Below are 17,297 nucleotides of genomic sequence, written 5' to 3' on the forward strand. Positions count from 1 at the left end.
TTTCAGAGATTGGGTAAGTCTTTAAAAAGAGTCTTCTTATTTCAAAAAAAAACCCGCATTGCCGGGGCAACGCGGGTTTTTCCTTACGAAAGCTAAAGTGTTTTGAACTTAAGCTTTTGCAGGTGCCGTCTCGGAAGGCTTGCTCGTAGGAGCTGATTCGCCAGTTAATTCGACGAATTGCTTGCTCAGCGAGCGTACTGCGAACATCCAGCAGATAATCGTCACCAACACTGCTGCAGCAATGTATGGGGCGATGGAGGCGATATTGCCCAAGATCAGGAGCAAGAATGCCTGGATCATCGAACCGCCCGACTTGCCGAGTCTTGCGCCTACGACGTCGATAGCAGCTTTACCCTTAACTTTTGCTTCTTGATCCAGAGGGATGTAGGACATCTCTTTTGTAGGATCGAAGAGCGAGTATTTGGTCGATTTGCTGGCGATGTTCTGCGCCATGCCGATCATAACAGCGAGCATTGTGGTGCTGAAGCCGATGGTTGCTGCCCAAACTTCCAGGTTGTCCCTGAAGAGGATGAAAGCAAAAAACGCAGCGGATGTGATGAGCAGTACTGCGGGAGTGATCATGGCAGCGAAGCCCCAGCCGCGTGTCCTGATGATGTAGCCACCTACAAACATCATGACGATTGTGAACGCGCCGGTCAGAGTCGAGAACAGGCCCATGAATGTGCTCATGTCGTTTTCGGACTCGAACTGCTTACCAACAGAACTCTTCCAGGTAACTTCAACCATGTTGATCGACATGCCATAGGCGATGACGAGCATAGCGATGCAGAGTACGTATTTGGATTGAACCAGGTACATGAAGCTGTCTTTAAGGGAGAGCTTCGGTTTGGATTTCTTCTGCTTGACTTCGCCGGGTGTGTAGAGCGTTGGGTCTGTCAGAACGTTTCTGTTCATCCACCAATAAATAGCGATGATGCAGATACCGGACAAGATAAACATGCCAAGCAGGTAGTTAAGGGAGATCTGCCAAGCGACGCTGTTGGGTGTTCCTTCAGGCAGAGATTTTCTGATGTTGGAAACGAACATGATGTAAGGACCAGAGCAAAGCAGGGCGATGTTGGCGCCGATGCCGAGGAGGGTATAGACCCTTTTGGCTTCTGTAACTTTCATGATTTCGTTGGCGAATCCCCAGAACAGAAGCGATAATACAGCGCTTCCCCAGAGTTCAGCGAGAACGTAGAATACAGCGTAGTGCCAGTAGCGGATGCAACCGATTAGGCCGGTGAATCCTTCTGGCAGGCTTGCCTGCAGCATATTGGTGAATGCTATTGGCTGCAACGCTTCTCTGTTGGGGTAGATTAATGTGGGGAACAGGGCAAAAAATACCAAGAAAGGAGCGATTGCTGTGTAGAACAGCGCTTCTTTGCTCAATTTGTTGCTGAGTTTTGCGTAGATGATCATGAAGAGGATAGCACCGGTTGTTGTACCGAAGAGCTTCAAGAATGGGATTGCTTCCGCACCCATATTCTTAACAACCAATACGTCTTTTGTATCACGTAAGATTGTGTAATTGAATGAGATGAAAAAGAACATCAAGAACATTGGCAAGATCTTTTTCAGCTCGTAGGTGTGTACGGGCCACAAAAAAGAGCGTAACTTGCCAAATTCGGGTTGAGCGCCTTGTGACATATTGTTTTTTCTTCCTTTGAATTGTGTTTAGCAAAGATTGAGATCTTCGGCGTTCTTAGCATCCTGCTAAGAGCGCTTTTGCCCTTTTGAGGGGGCAAAAATGACAAAGTCTAAAAATAGGTGAATTCATAAAAACAATTGGTGATCATAGGTTGTCATGCTAAATAAGGCAAGAGAAAATGTGACACTCTTCCCCGTCTCTAATAGCGTGAGAGGCTTATTTGTTATATAAAACAGTAATGTGTAATAACCAAACTCTGATTAATTGTGGTTGGTGAAAACAAAGATAATTTACTTGGGTTTAACTAGTTTGTGATGATGTTTAAGCCTGACTTGATAAAATGATTTGCTCGTTCAATGGGTGGGAATAAGCCCCTCAGATTTTTCTTCTGCGGCGGATATTTTCCGCTCCGGAGTTTTAGAGACTGCCCGGAAACTTGTACCAGTAGGCTTTCTGTTCCATAGGACAAACGCTTCGAAGTATTCAGATTAGTGGGTTATACCCAAATTTTGAGACGATTTTGGTATAGTGTGCCGATTTTTTTTTGAGGCTTATAACCCAATTCGGCACGCAAATCATACAGCTCAGTGTGTGGGGCCTGCGATATATTTGGTGGAGGCTCAAGGTTGTTTGTCGAAAGTGTCTTAATATTAAGTTTCTGGCGGAGGGAACCCTCATCATGATTGAAAGACTGCAACCACTTCCAGTTTCTACTATTAGACGACTTGTTATCTTTCAATCGTGGGAAGATTACTCTTTGTCAAAAGCTCAATTTTGAGACGTCTTCAGTATAATTCAGTCAAAGTGGGTTGAGATGAATCGATAGGAAGGCGGGAGTCCGCATGAGGTGGTAGTCATCTAAAGTTTCTGCCGTATTTAAAAGATTGCAAATTTTGAGAAGTATTCGGAATACGCCTCTTCCTTTTAAGGAAGAGGCGTCTATTGAAGGGGGGTTAGGTTGCGGAACCGTTGAGGACAGGTACTGTGTGCTCCGCTTTGACCAGTTGCGATGCAACTTGCTGGTTTTGGCTTGTTTGGGCTTCTACATAGGATTCCCAAAGGTCTCTTTCGATGCGTCCATGACGGATGGAAGAGATCAGTTTGCGCTTGATCGTTCTCAGATCTTCTCTAGGAGTCAGCTTGCGGACAAGCTCTTTGTCGCCAGAGAGTCTTGCCATGTTGAGAAGTCTCTCCATGTCTTGCTTGGAGAAGGAGAGGTTGCCTCTCATTTTACGGGAGCCGCGGGCTGCGCGTGGCTTCGGTGGTACTGTCTTTGGTTTTGTTGGGGCAATAATGAATTTTTCAATCAGCGCAAGAAGTTCGTGGGGATTTTCTGTTTTCATTTTGCGCATGGTGAAGTGGTGGATGTATCCACCCGACGAAATTGGAAGATATCTGCAGATATCGTTTTCTTTCTTGGCACCTAATTTCGCCACTGCCTTGTCGATTAAAGCCTGAACTTTCTCTGCGGTCGCCTTGTCTGTAGAATGGCTCATTTAAAACCTACCTTTCTCTTGTGTATTAATTTCTTTTGTTTGTTGTTTTCTTTTCTAATGAAGATTTAATTGTTTCATGTATTTTAGGTCAATATCGCTTTGTGGATGTCGTTGTTCACAGTCTATACAGAAACAGTGTTTGTCTTAAAAATTGTCACTTCGGCTGCCGCTTTTGGCTTCAAAGCCCACTTTCTTCCGATCCGTTAGCAGTCTCCTACCGGAGGTTGTCATTATTCTCTCAGTGAGTGTGTTGACCCATCCCATACTAGTGTATGGACTTTATCAAACCCTCTAAACTTTCATTGACTTTTTACTCTATTTAAAAGTTTTTTTATTTGCAAAACATTTAATAGGTTTAGTTTGTCTAAGCATTACTTGGGGTCATTTCTGTTGCGTTCGAAAGTTGATAAAATTGCATAGTAAACCACAGAAAAAGAAGGCAATTCATCATTTTTGCCGGGATTTGGTTTCAATCGATCGCTACTGTTTTTTTTCTTCAGTTTGCTCTTTTTTAGTACCTAAAACAGTCTGCTTAGATTTCTCCTATTTGCGAGTTTGCACGCTCGATGAAACTATTATGTTTCTTCCTTATCTAACCAGCGCTTGCTTTGGGTCGTCCGGCAAGGCCTTGCTGCAGTGCAGCTATTAAGATTTGGAAGAGAAGAATAGAGGTTGTTATTAAAACTCTGCTCGCGCTTTCTTTCGATCTTATTTTATTATTTTATCGCAATGATATTATATGGTTGTTTTTTTGGTGTAGTGTTTTTTTTGATCTTTATGAAAAAGTTGATGTTTTCCTAGAGAGGAAAGAGTGTAAAACAGGGTTTTTGATATAGAACTCTATCGTGATTGAGGCTATTTTCTTTTCTTCCTATTCTCATCGAAAGCATGTATAAAATCCTATCCGGATGTCGCAAATAAAAAGAGGTAAGAGATGCCGTTGCCCCTCATCAACTCACAAGTTAGCCGCCCGAAAATCCGTCACATTATAGCAATAGCCGCTGGTAAAGGGGGCGTGGGTAAATCCACTGTTGCCGTCAATATGGCTTTGGCCTTGAAAGAGCAAGGTTACAAGGTGGGTGTCTTGGATGCCGATCTGTATGGACCGTCAATCCAGAAGATGCTTCCCTGCGACAGGCTACCTTCCCAGAAGGGCGAGTGGCTGTTTCCAGGTCTTGCCATGGGACTGAAGATCATCTCGATGGCCCATTTCAGCGAAGAGGGAAAGGCCAAAGCCGTGAGGGCTCCGATTGCCAACTCCATCATCACCCAATTTTTGGAAAGGGTTGAGTGGGAGGGGCTGGACTTTCTGTTGATTGATTTTCCTCCAGGCACGGGAGATATCCAGATTACTTTGGCGCAGAAGGCAAAAATCGAAGGGGCGGTCATGGTGACGACTCCACAGGATGTGGCCGGGATCGATGTCCTCAAGGCGATCGATCTTTTCAAAGCTGTACATATCCCCATTTTAGGGGTCATCGAGAATATGAGTTACCTGAAGGTTGAAGGCAGGGAAGAGCCTCTTAAACCTTTTGGATCGGGAGGGGGAGATAAGATAGCAAGGTCTGCCGGAGCCCCTCTGCTTGCCCGGGTTCCTATCGAAGAGGCTATCTCTTCCTCCTGCGACAGAGGAGTTTCCCTGTTCACTGCGGCGGGAGCCGAAGAGGCTAAAGCTGCTTTCTTAAGTGCCGCCAAAGCGCTGGTTTCCATTGTCGAGAGGAGCAATGAAGAGGGGATGGTCGATTTTAAAATGGAATGGAGAAACATCACCCATGAGTAAATCCCTTTTTTTAAAGAAAATCTGGCAGCTTGACAATTTCTCGTTCGGCATTGAGTGGAGCGATGGGAAGAGCATGGCCTATAAGCTTGACGATCTGCAAAGGACGTGCCCTTGCGCCCTTTGCATGGAAGGGAGGTCTAAGGGAGGGGCGTCCCTGCCCGGCGAGGTTTCCGCGACAGGCATCGAAAGCGTAGGAAGGTATGCCATTAAAATCCGCTTCACACGGGGATGCTCGCTTGGCATTTATGATTTTGATCTACTATACTCTTTGGGAAAGGAGATTTCGTGAGACCGATAATTGCAACTTTTATTATGAGCTGCTTCGTATTTCTTACGGGATGCGGTCAGAGCGAAAGGCAGGGAGAAGTCCGCAGGTGGATGGAGCCTAATGGAAAGCTCAAAGTGCTCTCCACGACAGCGATGGTCAATGATTTAGCCAAAGAGGTAGGCGGAGATCTTGTCGACGCCCATGTACTCATCATCGGAGAGTTGAACCCGCACAGCTATCAGCTGGTGAAAGGGGACGATGAGAAGTTTAATGCGGCCGACATTATCTTCTTTAACGGACTCAACCTGGAACACGGACCCAGCCTTAAAAAGACGCTTTATGAAAAAAAGAATGCCTACGGACTCGGCGATCTCATTCAAAACGATTATCCTTCTAGGATCTTGAATGTAAAAAACGAATTAGATCCCCACATCTGGATGGACGTCAGTCTCTTTTCCGAAGTCATCCCTCATATTGTCAAAGCATACAAAGACAAGGATCCGAAAAATGGGCCTTTCTATGAAGAGCGGGGAAGGCTTTTAAGAGAGCGTCTTGGTCAAGCACACGCTGAAGTTAAAGAACAGTTGGCTCAGGTAAGACCGGAAAAGCGCTACTTAGTAACCAGCCATGACGCGTTTAACTATTTTGCGAGAGCGTATCTCGCGGAGGATAGAGAGCAGAAAGGCTTATCTTGGCAAGTCAGATTTCAGGCCCCGGAGGGTCTCGCACCGGACAGTCAGCTTTCGGCCATCGATATCAAAGCGATCATCGACCATATGATGAAGTACCAGATTCATGTTCTTTTTCCGGAGTCCAATGTCAGCCAGGATTCCATCCGGAAAATTGTCGATGCCGGCAGTGAGCGGGGAATGAAGCTGCATATTGCCAGGTGTCCTCTTTATGCGGATGCGATGGGGCCGCCCGGCTCCTCCGGAGATACTTATGTGAAAATGATGGTATATAACGCCAAAACAATAGCCAAGCATCTACAGGCTTCGGAGGCCGATGCTGAAAAACAAGAGTGCCCTTAGGTTATGCGAGAGAACCCTCATTCAATGGAAACGGCGATCGATGTGCGCCACCTGACTGTCAACTACGGAAAGACGCCGGTCCTTTGGGATGTGGGTTTCAGCGTTCCACAGGGAAACATCATCGGGGTTATTGGTCCTAACGGGGCGGGCAAAAGCACGCTGATGAAGGCGATATTGGGGTTAATCCCCCTGCTCTCCGGCAAGGTGGAGATTTTCGGCCAGCCGCTTAAAAAGGTGCGGCAGAGGGTAGCTTACGTGCCTCAGCGAGGTTCGGTCGACTGGGAATTTCCGATCACCGTCAAAAGCTTAGTCGCCATGGGAAGATATGGCCGGGTCGGAATATTCAGAAGACTGAGAAAGGCTGACTGGTCGGCTGCCGAGCACTATATCAAGCTTGTCGGCCTAGAGGGGTTTGAAGATCGTCAGATCAGCGAGCTCTCTGGTGGGCAGCAGCAGAGGGTGTTCCTGGCGAGAGCTCTCCTGCAGGAATCCGATATCTATTTTCTCGATGAACCGTTCGCAGGGATTGACATCGCTTCCGAAAAGGTCGTGATTGATATCTTAAAAAAATTAAAGGATGAGGGAAAAACGATATTCGTGGTTCACCACGACTTAAATACTGTCGAGAGCTACTTTACCTGGACTATTTTGCTCAATTTGAGGCTGGTGGCCGAAGGTCCTGTCAAAGAGGTGTTCACACCGCAAAACCTTGCGGTGACCTATGGTAAGAATATCGCTCTTTTCGACGAAGCTGTCAGGCTCTCCAGCATCCGGTCTCAAGGCAAAATCTCATGAACCTTGTAAGCTATCTTACAGATCCTGTTCTTCGTGCTCCTACTATTGCTTCCGTCTTCATGTGCTTTTCCGCTTCTCTGATCGGTTGCGTAGTTTTTTTAAGAAGGCAGTCGTTGATAGGAGAAAGTTTGTCGCACGCCGCCTTTCCCGGCGTCGTCGTAGGTGTTGCCTTAGCAGGCGCTTTGGGTCTTGGCTTTGAAAGTGTGTTCCTAATGTCAGCCACCGTTCTGGGAGGTGGAGCCTTTTTTGCTATGCTCGGCTTACTCTTGATCCACTGGATGACCAGGAAGCTTAAAATCAAGGACGACTCAGCCCTTTGTTTCACGCTTTCCATCTTCTTTGGAATCGGTCTTCTGATTGCCAGTTATGTACAGTTTGTCTTTCCCACACTCTATCAGCAGGCCCAGGCATTTCTTTTCGGGCAGACAGCGACCATGACGGAAGCTCACGCCCTTGTTTTCTTGATTCAGGCTGCTCTCGTGACGATTCTGTTTCTCATGATGTACAAAGAAATCCAGCTCGTGTCATTTGATTATCAGTTTGCCAAGAGCCTGGGCTTCAACACAATCGCCATTGAATCCGGACTGGTCGTGCTCACTGTGGCGGCAATCGTCATCGGGATTAGGTCTGTCGGTGTCGTGCTTATGAGTGCGATGCTCGTGGCCCCAGCCGCTGCCGCAAGGCAATTCACCCATAGGTTGAGCTCGATGCTGATGCTTTCCGGCTTTTTCGGGGCTGTATCCGGTTTTTTCGGGAACGTTCTCTCTTATGAAGGGAGTGTCTATCTCACCGCCGGGGATCCTTCCGCCAGGTTCTCGCTACCTACAGGGCCTATGATTGTGCTTGTCGCCTCCGTGATATGCCTTGCTGCCCTCTTGTTCGCTCCTGAACAAGGGATTGTATTTCAACTGATAAAGGCTCACCGCTTCCGGCATAATTGTCTTCTTGAAAATGTGCTGAAGTCGATTAAGCGTTATGGAAAGGGTGATGTGAGTGTCGAGGAGATTGCCAGATACCAGACGATTTCCAAAGTGCATCTCAGGATTATTCTTTTGAGGCTTTGTCTTCAGGGCTATCTTGCCAGAAAAAAAAGCGGCATTTTTGCGCTCACGCATGAAGGTGACAGGTGGGCCAGCCGGATCATCCGTCTGCACAGGCTCTGGGAGGTTTATCTGGCTGATTACCTGAAGGTGGCTGCTGAAAGGGTGCATAAAAGCGCCGAAGAGATGGAGCATATCATTACAGAAGAACTTGAGGAAGAGTTGACTTTGCTTTTGAAGGATCCGAAGCAAGATCCCCACCAACAACCGATTCCTCCCAGGGAGTGACCCATGCAGCATCTGTTTTCTTACGCAAATCCTTACTACAACCAGGATTTCATCGGATTTTTCCAGGTTTTGGCAGCCCGCGTCTTCGGTTTTTTTACCGGTACCGCGAACGGAGATGGGCTTGCGGCAGATGAGCTGCAGCTTATTGTGCTTTCCCTGGTTGCTCTTTCCGCTGCCCTGGTGGGGACTACCCTGATTTTAAGAAAAATGGCTATGCTTGCCAATTCCATCTCTCATACTATCCTGATAGGGGTGGTTGCCGCTTACTTTTTCTCCTCTCATAGCGGAGAGAATCACCTGCATGCTCTCAATATGCCGGCTTTTGTTCTCTGCTCTATTGGTATGGCAGTGTTGACAGCGTTTTTAACCGAGTGGCTTTCGACATCGACCAAATTAAAAGAGGACGCCAGCACAGGGATTGTGTTTACGACCTTTTTTGCAATCGGCATCATCATGGTGACTTTGCTAACCAGGAGTGCACACATTGGATCCGAGGTGGTGATGGGCAGTGCAGACGCCCTCCATCCCGACGATGTTTCGGCCGTTTTTTGGATTGCATGTTTTAACGCCGTGATGTTTCTTCTTTGCTATAAAGAGTTCCAGATCACTACTTTTGACCCGGGTCTTGCCAGATCCTTCGGCATCTCTCCCGCTTTTTTTAACTATGTCCTGATGATCCAGACGGCATTGACGGCAGTTGCCGCATTTCGCGCAGTCGGCGTCATCATGGTTTTGGCTTTTTTGGTGGGTCCTGCCCTGGCTGCACGCTTTCTTACGGATAAATTAAGCGTCCTTTTCTTTTACGGCGCAGCCCTGGGTGTCGGATCGAGTGTTCTGGGAGTAGCCCTCGCCCGCCATTTACTCAGCGTCTATGGGCTGGCTCTTTCTACTGGAGGACTTGTTGTTCTTTGGATTGCGCTCATTTTTTTCGCTTGCGCTCTGTTCGGTCCCAAAAGAGGGATCCTTTCGGGGTACTTTGACAGAAAGAGGCTGCGCAGGCAGCGGAGCACCGGTGTGGCTGAGAAAGGCTGCTGCAGTTGATTGCAATTTACGGCACGCTCAGGTATAAGCCTAATTGATTATAAAGTGCTTACAAAAGATTTTATGCCAGTCTAAAAGCCTTTAGACAAACTAAAATTCAACAGCAAAGCATACTGATTTGAGTTTTAGGACAGGCTCTTAAATAGGTAAAGGAAAATTCATGAAAAAACGCTATCTCTCCCTTTTGGGCTCGACAGGATCCATTGGAAAAAATGCGATCGAAATCGCCAAGCATCTAGGAAATGACAGAGTGGAAGTGGTGGCCTTGGCGGCCCGTTCCAATGCGGCGCTTTTGGAAGCGCAGGCCAAAGAGCTCAAGCCGGCGATGGTTGCTATTTTGGATGAAAAAGAAGGAAGGGAGCTTAAAAAAAAGCTGCCTGGCATCCGCGTGGAAGTGGGTCCTGAAGGGATATTGGAAGCGGCCGTGTATGAAAGGGCCGATCTTGTATTGAATGCGATCGTGGGCACTCAAGGACTTAAGCCCACCGTGTCAGCTATCTTGGCTAAAAAGGATATAGCGCTAGCCAATAAGGAGGCGCTTGTTTCCGGGGGTAGCCTGATGATGGATCTGGCAAAGGCTCAAGGGGTTTCCATCATTCCGGTCGACAGCGAGCATTCCGCAATTTTTCAATGTCTGAAGGGAGAGAAATCAAGTTTCGTCAGACGTCTTATCATCACAGCATCCGGAGGACCATTTAGGACAAAAACCTTCGAGGAGCTTAAGTATATCACGAAAGAAGAGGCTCTCTGCCACCCTACATGGTCGATGGGCCATAAAATTACCATCGACTCTTCGACTCTGATGAATAAGGGGCTGGAGGTCATCGAAGCGCACCATCTCTTTGGGCTGCCGCTGGATCAGATAGAAGTCGTGATTCACCCCCAGAGTGTTATACATAGCATGGTGGAATTTAAAGACGGTTCCATGCTTTCGCAGATGAGCCGTCCGACCATGTTGGTACCAATTCAGTACGCGATCACCTATCCCGAAAGGGAAGAGGGGTTGTTGGAGCCGTTTGATTTTACCAAGCATAACCGGCTCGATTTCGAGAAGCCTGATATGGAGAAGTTCAGGTGTCTGAGCCTCGCTTTTCAGGCTGCCAAGAGAGGGGGGAGCGCTCCCTGTTTCTTAAATGCCGCCAATGAAGTTTTAGTCGGAAGATTTTTGAAAAATGAAATCGGCTGGCTTGATATCGCGGGCAAACTGTCGAGGTTACTTGATGTTCATCCAGTCCAACGTGTTGAGTGCATTGAGGATGTAATCGAAGTGGACAGCGAGGCAAGGGTCAGGGCGGCTGAGGTTTAATGAGGCGCCCCGGCCTCTCTTTGAAGTTTTTCATCTTTTATCTTTCAATGATCTCTGGCATAATCGCCGTAGAATTCTGAAAGTCTAGAATAAGGTTAACCGATGGCTACCGGCATCTTGCTTGCTCTGCTCTGTTTGAGTTTCCTAATCTTCATCCATGAACTTGGCCACTACGTGATGGCGCGTTTGGTCGGGATGCGGGTGGAAACATTTGCTATCGGCTTCGGCCGTCCTCTTTATAGTTGGGACTATAAGGGAACCAAGTGGCAGATAGGCTGGCTGCCCTTCGGCGGCTTCGTCAAGATCGCTGGCCAAGAGGTCAACGGCGAGGAAGATCCCTATTCGATTCCCGATGGCTTTTTTGGAAAATCGCCCCTCGATCGCATCAAGGTTGCCTTAGCAGGCCCTTTGATGAATTTGCTCTTTGCCTTTCTTCTCTTCACTGTCATCTGGTCATTTGGCGGGCGGGAAAAAAATTTCTCTGAATTCACTCCTAAAATAGGTTGGATCGATCCTAAATCGGAACTTTATGCCTCCGGGATCCGTCCGGGTGATGAAATTGTCGCCTATGGCAATCAACCCTTCTCCAGCTTTAAAGACCACCTCTACGCTCCGATGACAGCATCGGAAGATCTTTTGGTGCAAGGCAACCGTGTCGACTACCTGACAGGCGCCAAGAAACCGTTTTCGACCAAAGTCAAAGTCTATCCTCATCCTAACTCTTTGGAAAAAGGGATCATGACGGCGGGAATCCTCCAGCCGGCAAACTACATCATCTATGACAAGCTTCCCGGCGATAAGGAGAATCCGCTTCCTGAAGGCTCTCCGTTGGAACACAGCGGCATTCAATATGGAGATCGCATTTTCTGGGTCGACGGCGAGATTGTTTTCTCGATGCAGGAGCTGAATAAAATTCTCAATGACGAGCGGGTCTTCCTGATTGTTCAGCGTGATGGTAAAGAGATCATGAGCCGTGTTCCTCTCGTTGAGTTAGAAGAGCTTCGTCTCGACCAGCAGGTGAAGGATGAGCTGACTGACTGGCAGTATGAGGCAGGCCTTGGCGGCGTAAAGCCCAACCAGCTCAAGGTTATTCCCTATAACCTGACAAGTGGTCTTGTCGTCGAAGGACCTCTTCGTTTCATCGACAAAGATAAAGAGAAAGAAGCCTTCCCCGAACACATGTTTTCCAAGTTGGAAGAGCCTCTTTTACCCGGTGACAGAATCATCGCGGTGCAAGGAGAAAAGGTACGCACTTCGTCAGAAATGCTGAAGGAAATTCAGCGGAAAAAGGCGACCGTGATCATTCAGAGGAAATCGATAAAAGAAGCTCCCGTGCTTTGGCGGCTTGCCGATGCCGAGTTTGAAGAGGAGATTCCCGGAGGCGATCTGAAGACATTGGTCGATAGTTTAGGCCAAGAAACGCCTAAAACAAACTCTGGATCCCTCTATCTGCTCTCGTCAGTGATTCCCAAGAAAAGGAGCGAATTCACTCTTTCGGATGAGGCAAAAGAGCAATACAGCAATGAGATGAAAGAAGCTCTTTCCCAAATCGAGAGAATGGAAGATCCGGAAAAGAGAGCCGCGGCGTTGAACTTGCTGGAAAACCGCGAAAATCAGCTCCTCCTTGGACTCTCCGGGGTTCAAGACAGACGAGTCAACTACAATCCCAACCCTGTGGAGCAGTTCAAGTCCATCATCGACGAGATCTATCGTACTCTCTACGCCCTTGTGACAGGAACATTAAACCCCAAATGGATGAGCGGACCGATCGGTATTGTCCAGGTCATGAACGAAGGCTACAAAATCAGTAGCAAGGAAGCTCTTTACTGGATGGCCTTCATCAGTTTGAACCTGGGTGTGATCAACCTGCTTCCCATACCGGTTCTCGATGGCGGCACTATTGTGATCTGCCTCTTTGAGCTCCTGTCTGGGAAGAAGATAAAGCCGAAAACATTGGAGAAGCTGATCGTTCCGTTCGCGGTTTTGCTGATCGTGTTTTTTGTCTTTTTGACCTATCACGACCTGGCGCGTCTCTTTAAAAATTTCCTGCCCTGGTAAAGGACGTCACCCGAGGGAATTATTTTATAACTTTTTGAGAGCAAGTCTCTTACTGAGATCTTGCTCTTTTTTTTGCCCAGACGTCACCCTTCTTCGAACCACACACCACACATCTGTCTTACCGATATATCACGAAGGTGGTATCAATGGATCATTGGATGATTCTCTGATGGAAAGTCATTTTACCAGCATGAAACGGGAGCAGCTTTGATGGAACCTATTCGCATTTTCGTGGGCACGGAACCCAACCAGTGGTTGCCCACTGTTGTATTGAAATCCAGTATTGCAAGAAGAACCAAAGCACCTTTGGAGTTCCATGATCTGAAAGGAATCGAGCTGAATTTGAAAGTCAAAATGTATACCGGATTTTCGTTCTTTCGCTATCACATCCCTGAGCTTTGCGGCTATCGGGGGCGGGGCATCTACTTGGATGCCGACATGGTGTGCGTCGCTGATATTCAAGAACTTTATGAGATGGATATGAAAGACAAAGGCGCTCTATCCAAAGTCAAAGATAAAAAAAGCTACTACACCAGCTGCTTGCTGCTAGACTGTGAAAGGTTGAAGCACTGGAATATCAGGGAATGGGCTCTTTTAATCAACGCCGGCCTCACGTCATACTGGGGCATCATGAGCGGCGACCCTTCAGGAATCAACCACGATGACTTTGGCCCCCTAGATCCTATCTGGAATCACTTCGACAGGTATTACGATACAACGAAGATCATTCACTACACCACCGTGCCGACCCAGCCGTGGAAGATGCCGGGGCATCCTTACAGGGATCTTTTCCTCAGAGAGATGAAAGAGACCATCCGTGCAGGTGATCTTTCTCTGGATGAGGTGAGGTCTGAAATTGAGAAGAAGCATGTCTATTCGCGCATTATTGAAGACATGGAAGCGAGTTAAATTGTCTCCTCTCTCAAAGCCTCATTGCCAAATTCTGATAGGCTTTCGACATACAGATTTGAAATTGCGGGCAGCCTCCTGAGGTCAACGGATGGAAAAAAGTCTCTTTTGGAATTTGAGCAGGATTGTTTTAGAGCGAAAGACTCGCTTTGCCATGGCGATTGTTTTGGTCTGCCTGTCCAACGGCTTGCTGGTTCTGAACCCCTTCATATTCAGAACTGCTTTGACAAATGCTTTGGCAGGTTATGAGAGTGCTGCAGATTATGCTGCAGTCAACACGTTGTCTTTCATTCCGATTCTATTGCTTGTTTCAGCTCTTAGCGCCGGGCTTAAATATCGGATGCGCATTGAGTTTGTCGCGCTCAGTCGCGATGCCGAAGAGGAGTTTCGTGAAAAACTCTATGCCAAACTACAGAGTCAGTCGCGCGCTTTTTTTGACAACCATTCGATCGGTGACTTAATCAACCGTCTTTCCAGCGATATCTCCACCTACCGGGAGATTTTGGGGCCCGGCATCATGTATCCCATTTTTGCGCTCAGTCTGATGCTTCCGGCAGGGATTTCGCTGTTCTATCTCTCCAAGACCCTGTTTTTGTTCTCGCTGCTGCCGCTTTGCATTCTTTTGATGATCAATATCGTGTCCAGGGAGTCCCTCTATAATCTTTCGATTTCATCCCAAGAGGTTCTCTCCAAGATGAGCACTCTTGCAGACGAAACCTACAGTGGGGTGCGCATATTTAAGGCCTACGATTTTAAAAAAATTGGAGAGAAACTCTTCTTAAATCTGGGCCTGAAGCACTCGCTTTTGCGCCGCAAACTCTTTGTACGGCAAGGTTTGATTCACCCGCTGTTTATTCTTCTCCTGCAGGGGGCATCGGCTGCGACGGCGTTTCTGTTTTCTTATATGCACACCTCATCTCTGTCAACGCTGAGCGCCCAGGATTTTTTGACATTTATCTGGCTGCAGAATTACCTATTTGCCCCCGTTATGATGCTTGGATGGATTTTTTCCCTTTATCAGCAGGGAAAAGCCGCTTTTGTCAGACTCAGGACTCTTTATGAGGAGCCGGTTGAAGTGAATGACAGCGGCAGCAGGGATGATGTGGGCGAAAGAGCGGACATCGCTCTGAAAAACCTGACTTTTTCTTATGCCGGTTCGCCCCGCCCTTCGATTGAGGGAGTGAACTTGCAAATCGAGGAGGGATGCCATGTCGGCATCGCTGGCACTGTGGGGAGCGGCAAAAGCACACTACTGAAACTTTTGCAGCGTGAGTATGAAATTGACAAAGGTATGTTTTTCATCGGCGGGATTGAGGTGCACGAGTTTAAGCTCTCGGCTTTATATCAGCTGATGGCCACCTGTGAGCAGATCCCTTTTCTTTTTTCAGATACTGTTTCTGAAAACATCCGCTTCGGCCGGGAAGATGCCACCAGGGAAGAAATCCATTCGATAGCCAGCTCGGTCGATCTGCACGACGAGATCGAGGGCTTCCCGGAAAAGTATGACACGACGGTGGGAGAAAGAGGGCATTTGGTTTCCACAGGACAAAAACAGCGGATAGCCGTGGCGCGGTCTCTCATTGCATCTAAACGCATCCTGATCCTAGACGATATTTTCGCCAATGTCGATGCCTCTAAAGAGAAGATCATGCTCGACAGGCTTATTCGAGATTTTCAGGAAGCGACACTCATCATCGTCACCAACCGTATCTCGGTTCTTGACAGAATGGATAAAGTGGTGTTTCTGCAAGAAGGAAGAGTTGTCGAAGAAGGAAACCCCCGGGAACTCAAATCCAGGGGCGGCGCCTACTCTGTCCTTTCCGAGCTTAGCAATTTCATCAACATGAAAGAGCGGGGGAATCCGTGAAGGGCCTGTTTTTGAGAAGCGGTTTTAGCGAGAGGAAAATATTTTCCAGGTTGCTGAGGTACATTCTTCCTTACAAAGCAGCTTTCATCCTGTCGTTTGTTTTTCTCTTTCTTTCCAAGGCCGTCGAGGCGCTAGCCCCCCTTATGATCGGCTACCTTGTCAGGAACACGTTTGCAGACAACCCCATTAACTATGGCTTAAGCCCACTTTCTTTCTTTTGTGGAATCGCCCTGTTTATCTCTTTCGGTTTTCTTTTTGAGTTTCTGCACGTGCGCTTCAAAGCGGAGGGGGGGGAGAAGGCTCTCTTTGATTTAAGAAGGCAAGTATTTAGCCATATCCAAAATTTGCCCGTTAACACCTTCGACAGAGTGCCAAGCGGGATGTTGCTGACACGAACGATCCACGACGTCGAGCAAGTCAGCCTCCTCTTTTCCGACAGCTTAGTTCCTCTGATCGGCAGCTTTTTTTTGTTTGTCTCCATGATCGGGGCTATCACCTACATTGATTTTAAAAGCGGGTTGATTCTCCTAATCATACTTCCCTTTGCCGTAGGCTTAGCCTTGCGCTTCCGCTATGTGCAAGAGATCAGCTTTACTAAAGTCAGGCACTTAGTCGCCATGCTGAACATCTTCATTCAAGAGCGACTGCAAGGGCTTTTCATTATCCGGGAATTTGGGCTTGAAAAAAGGGAGATGGCCAAGTTTTCAAAGCTCAACCAGGAACTGAAGAAGGCGCACGTTTCGACAATTCACAATTTTGCCTTTTTCATCGCCGGTATCGATGTGATGACCAACTTCTTTATTATCTCGTCTGCGGGATTCCTTATCTATTCCGCAGCAGGGAGCAAGATTGATCCGGGCGCTTTTGTGACCATCCTTCTCTACAGTGCTGTTCTTTTCAGGCCTCTCGTTGACCTGGCCGAGCGCTACAATGTGCTCCAGTCTTCTCTTGCAGCTTTTGAAAGGATTGCTTCGGTGCTGGATATGAGTGCTGAGGATGTGAACACCGGAGGCGAGCTTTCCACGATCGAAGAGATCGGCATGCAGAATGTCTCGTTCTCGTATGGCAGGGAAGAGTCGGTCTTGAAACGAGTGGAATTCACGCTCAAGAGGGGGCAGTGGGCTGCCATCGTCGGGATGTCGGGCGCCGGAAAGTCTTCGATCCTTTCGCTGCTGCTTGGATTTTACCGGGCATCAAGCGGCACGGTTACCTTGAACGGGAAGGCAATCGAGAGCTTCTCCAAAGAGTCTTTAAGGAAAAGGATTGCCCCCGTATTTCAAGACCCTATTATCATTTCAGGGTCTTTGAAGGACAATATAACCTTGTTTCAGAAAGAAGAGGACGGTGTGATCGAAGGGCTGATCGAGAAGATGGGGCTTACTGGCTGGCTGGCACAGTTCCCCCAAGGGATCCACACTCCCATTAAGGAGAAGGGAAAAAACATCTCCGTGGGAGAGGCGCAGCTTGTCTCGCTTCTCCGCGCCCTCTATTCCGGAAGGGATTTGCTGCTTTTGGATGAGGCTCTCTCATCGGTAGACATCGCGACAGAGAGGCTTCTTGAAAAGGGGTTGATCGATTCATTCGGCGGGAGGATCGCTCTCGTTGTCTCCCACCGTTTTTCTTTAGTTGCGAAAGCTCCCCTGATACTCGTCATGGAGAAAGGCGAGATCAAAGAGGCGGGTGGGCACTCGGAGTTGATGGCCAAAAAAGGGATATACGAAAAATTAAGCCGCTTGCAAAGTGTGGGAATGGAGAGGTTTTAGCGTC

General features: G+C 47.8%; 13 protein-coding genes. 11 read left to right on the forward strand and 2 right to left on the reverse strand.

Translation table 11 applies throughout. The features are described 5' to 3' along the window. Nucleotides 1-108: 108 nt before the first annotated feature. Together ELAC_RS08695 and ELAC_RS08705 are read right to left on the reverse strand one after the other, a co-directional pair. Entirely contained in the window at nucleotides 109-1,650 is a 1,542-nt protein-coding gene (locus ELAC_RS08695; RefSeq protein WP_098038887.1) for an NTP/NDP exchange transporter, read from the reverse strand. 954 nt (nucleotides 1,651-2,604) lie between these two features. Next, nucleotides 2,605-3,147, reverse strand: coding sequence for a hypothetical protein (locus ELAC_RS08705; RefSeq protein ID WP_098038889.1), 543 nt, complete (start codon nucleotides 3,145-3,147; stop codon nucleotides 2,605-2,607). Between the two features lie 934 nt (nucleotides 3,148-4,081). On the opposite strand from ELAC_RS08705, the gene ELAC_RS08710 reads away from it, so the two are divergent. The 11 genes from ELAC_RS08710 (at nucleotide 4,082) to ELAC_RS08760 (ending at nucleotide 17,293) form a co-directional block, all read left to right on the forward strand. Next, the gene (locus ELAC_RS08710) at nucleotides 4,082-4,927 is read left to right on the forward strand and encodes an Mrp/NBP35 family ATP-binding protein (RefSeq protein WP_098038890.1); all 846 of its coding nucleotides are present in this window, start codon (nucleotides 4,082-4,084) and stop codon (nucleotides 4,925-4,927) included. After that, complete coding sequence (locus ELAC_RS08715; protein ID WP_098038891.1) at nucleotides 4,920-5,216, forward strand: DUF971 domain-containing protein; 297 nt, start codon at nucleotides 4,920-4,922, stop codon at nucleotides 5,214-5,216. Before ELAC_RS08710 ends, ELAC_RS08715 begins: the two co-directional genes overlap by 8 nt. Next, on the forward strand, nucleotides 5,213-6,226 hold the full coding sequence (locus ELAC_RS08720) for a metal ABC transporter solute-binding protein, Zn/Mn family (RefSeq protein WP_239414461.1): 1,014 nt from the start codon (nucleotides 5,213-5,215) through the stop codon (nucleotides 6,224-6,226). Before ELAC_RS08715 ends, ELAC_RS08720 begins: the two co-directional genes overlap by 4 nt. 24 nt (nucleotides 6,227-6,250) lie before the next feature. Beyond that, complete coding sequence (locus tag ELAC_RS08725; RefSeq protein ID WP_204250552.1) at nucleotides 6,251-7,021, forward strand: metal ABC transporter ATP-binding protein; 771 nt, start codon at nucleotides 6,251-6,253, stop codon at nucleotides 7,019-7,021. Continuing rightward, on the forward strand, nucleotides 7,018-8,349 hold the full coding sequence (locus ELAC_RS08730) for a metal ABC transporter permease (protein WP_098038894.1): 1,332 nt from the start codon (nucleotides 7,018-7,020) through the stop codon (nucleotides 8,347-8,349). The genes ELAC_RS08725 and ELAC_RS08730 overlap by 4 nt, the downstream gene beginning before the upstream one ends. Before the next feature lie 3 nt (nucleotides 8,350-8,352). Further along, nucleotides 8,353-9,390, forward strand: a complete 1,038-nt coding sequence (locus tag ELAC_RS08735) for a metal ABC transporter permease (protein ID WP_098038895.1) — start codon at nucleotides 8,353-8,355, stop codon at nucleotides 9,388-9,390. Between the two features lie 160 nt (nucleotides 9,391-9,550). Continuing rightward, nucleotides 9,551-10,696, forward strand: a complete 1,146-nt coding sequence (locus tag ELAC_RS08740; RefSeq protein WP_098038896.1) for a 1-deoxy-D-xylulose-5-phosphate reductoisomerase — start codon at nucleotides 9,551-9,553, stop codon at nucleotides 10,694-10,696. Nucleotides 10,697-10,798: 102 nt separating this feature from the next. Further along, entirely contained in the window at nucleotides 10,799-12,754 is a 1,956-nt protein-coding gene (locus ELAC_RS08745) for a site-2 protease family protein (RefSeq protein WP_098038897.1), read from the forward strand. A gap of 210 nt (nucleotides 12,755-12,964) precedes the next feature. After that, complete coding sequence (locus ELAC_RS08750) at nucleotides 12,965-13,663, forward strand: glycosyltransferase (RefSeq protein WP_098038898.1); 699 nt, start codon at nucleotides 12,965-12,967, stop codon at nucleotides 13,661-13,663. Nucleotides 13,664-13,754: 91 nt separating this feature from the next. After that, nucleotides 13,755-15,530, forward strand: a complete 1,776-nt coding sequence (locus ELAC_RS08755) for an ABC transporter ATP-binding protein (protein WP_098038899.1) — start codon at nucleotides 13,755-13,757, stop codon at nucleotides 15,528-15,530. Beyond that, the gene (locus tag ELAC_RS08760; protein WP_098038900.1) at nucleotides 15,527-17,293 is read left to right on the forward strand and encodes an ABC transporter ATP-binding protein; all 1,767 of its coding nucleotides are present in this window, start codon (nucleotides 15,527-15,529) and stop codon (nucleotides 17,291-17,293) included. The genes ELAC_RS08755 and ELAC_RS08760 overlap by 4 nt, the downstream gene beginning before the upstream one ends. Nucleotides 17,294-17,297: the final 4 nt, after the last annotated feature.

The organism is Estrella lausannensis, assembly GCF_900000175.1.
GTDB lineage: Bacteria > Chlamydiota > Chlamydiia > Chlamydiales > Criblamydiaceae > Estrella > Estrella lausannensis.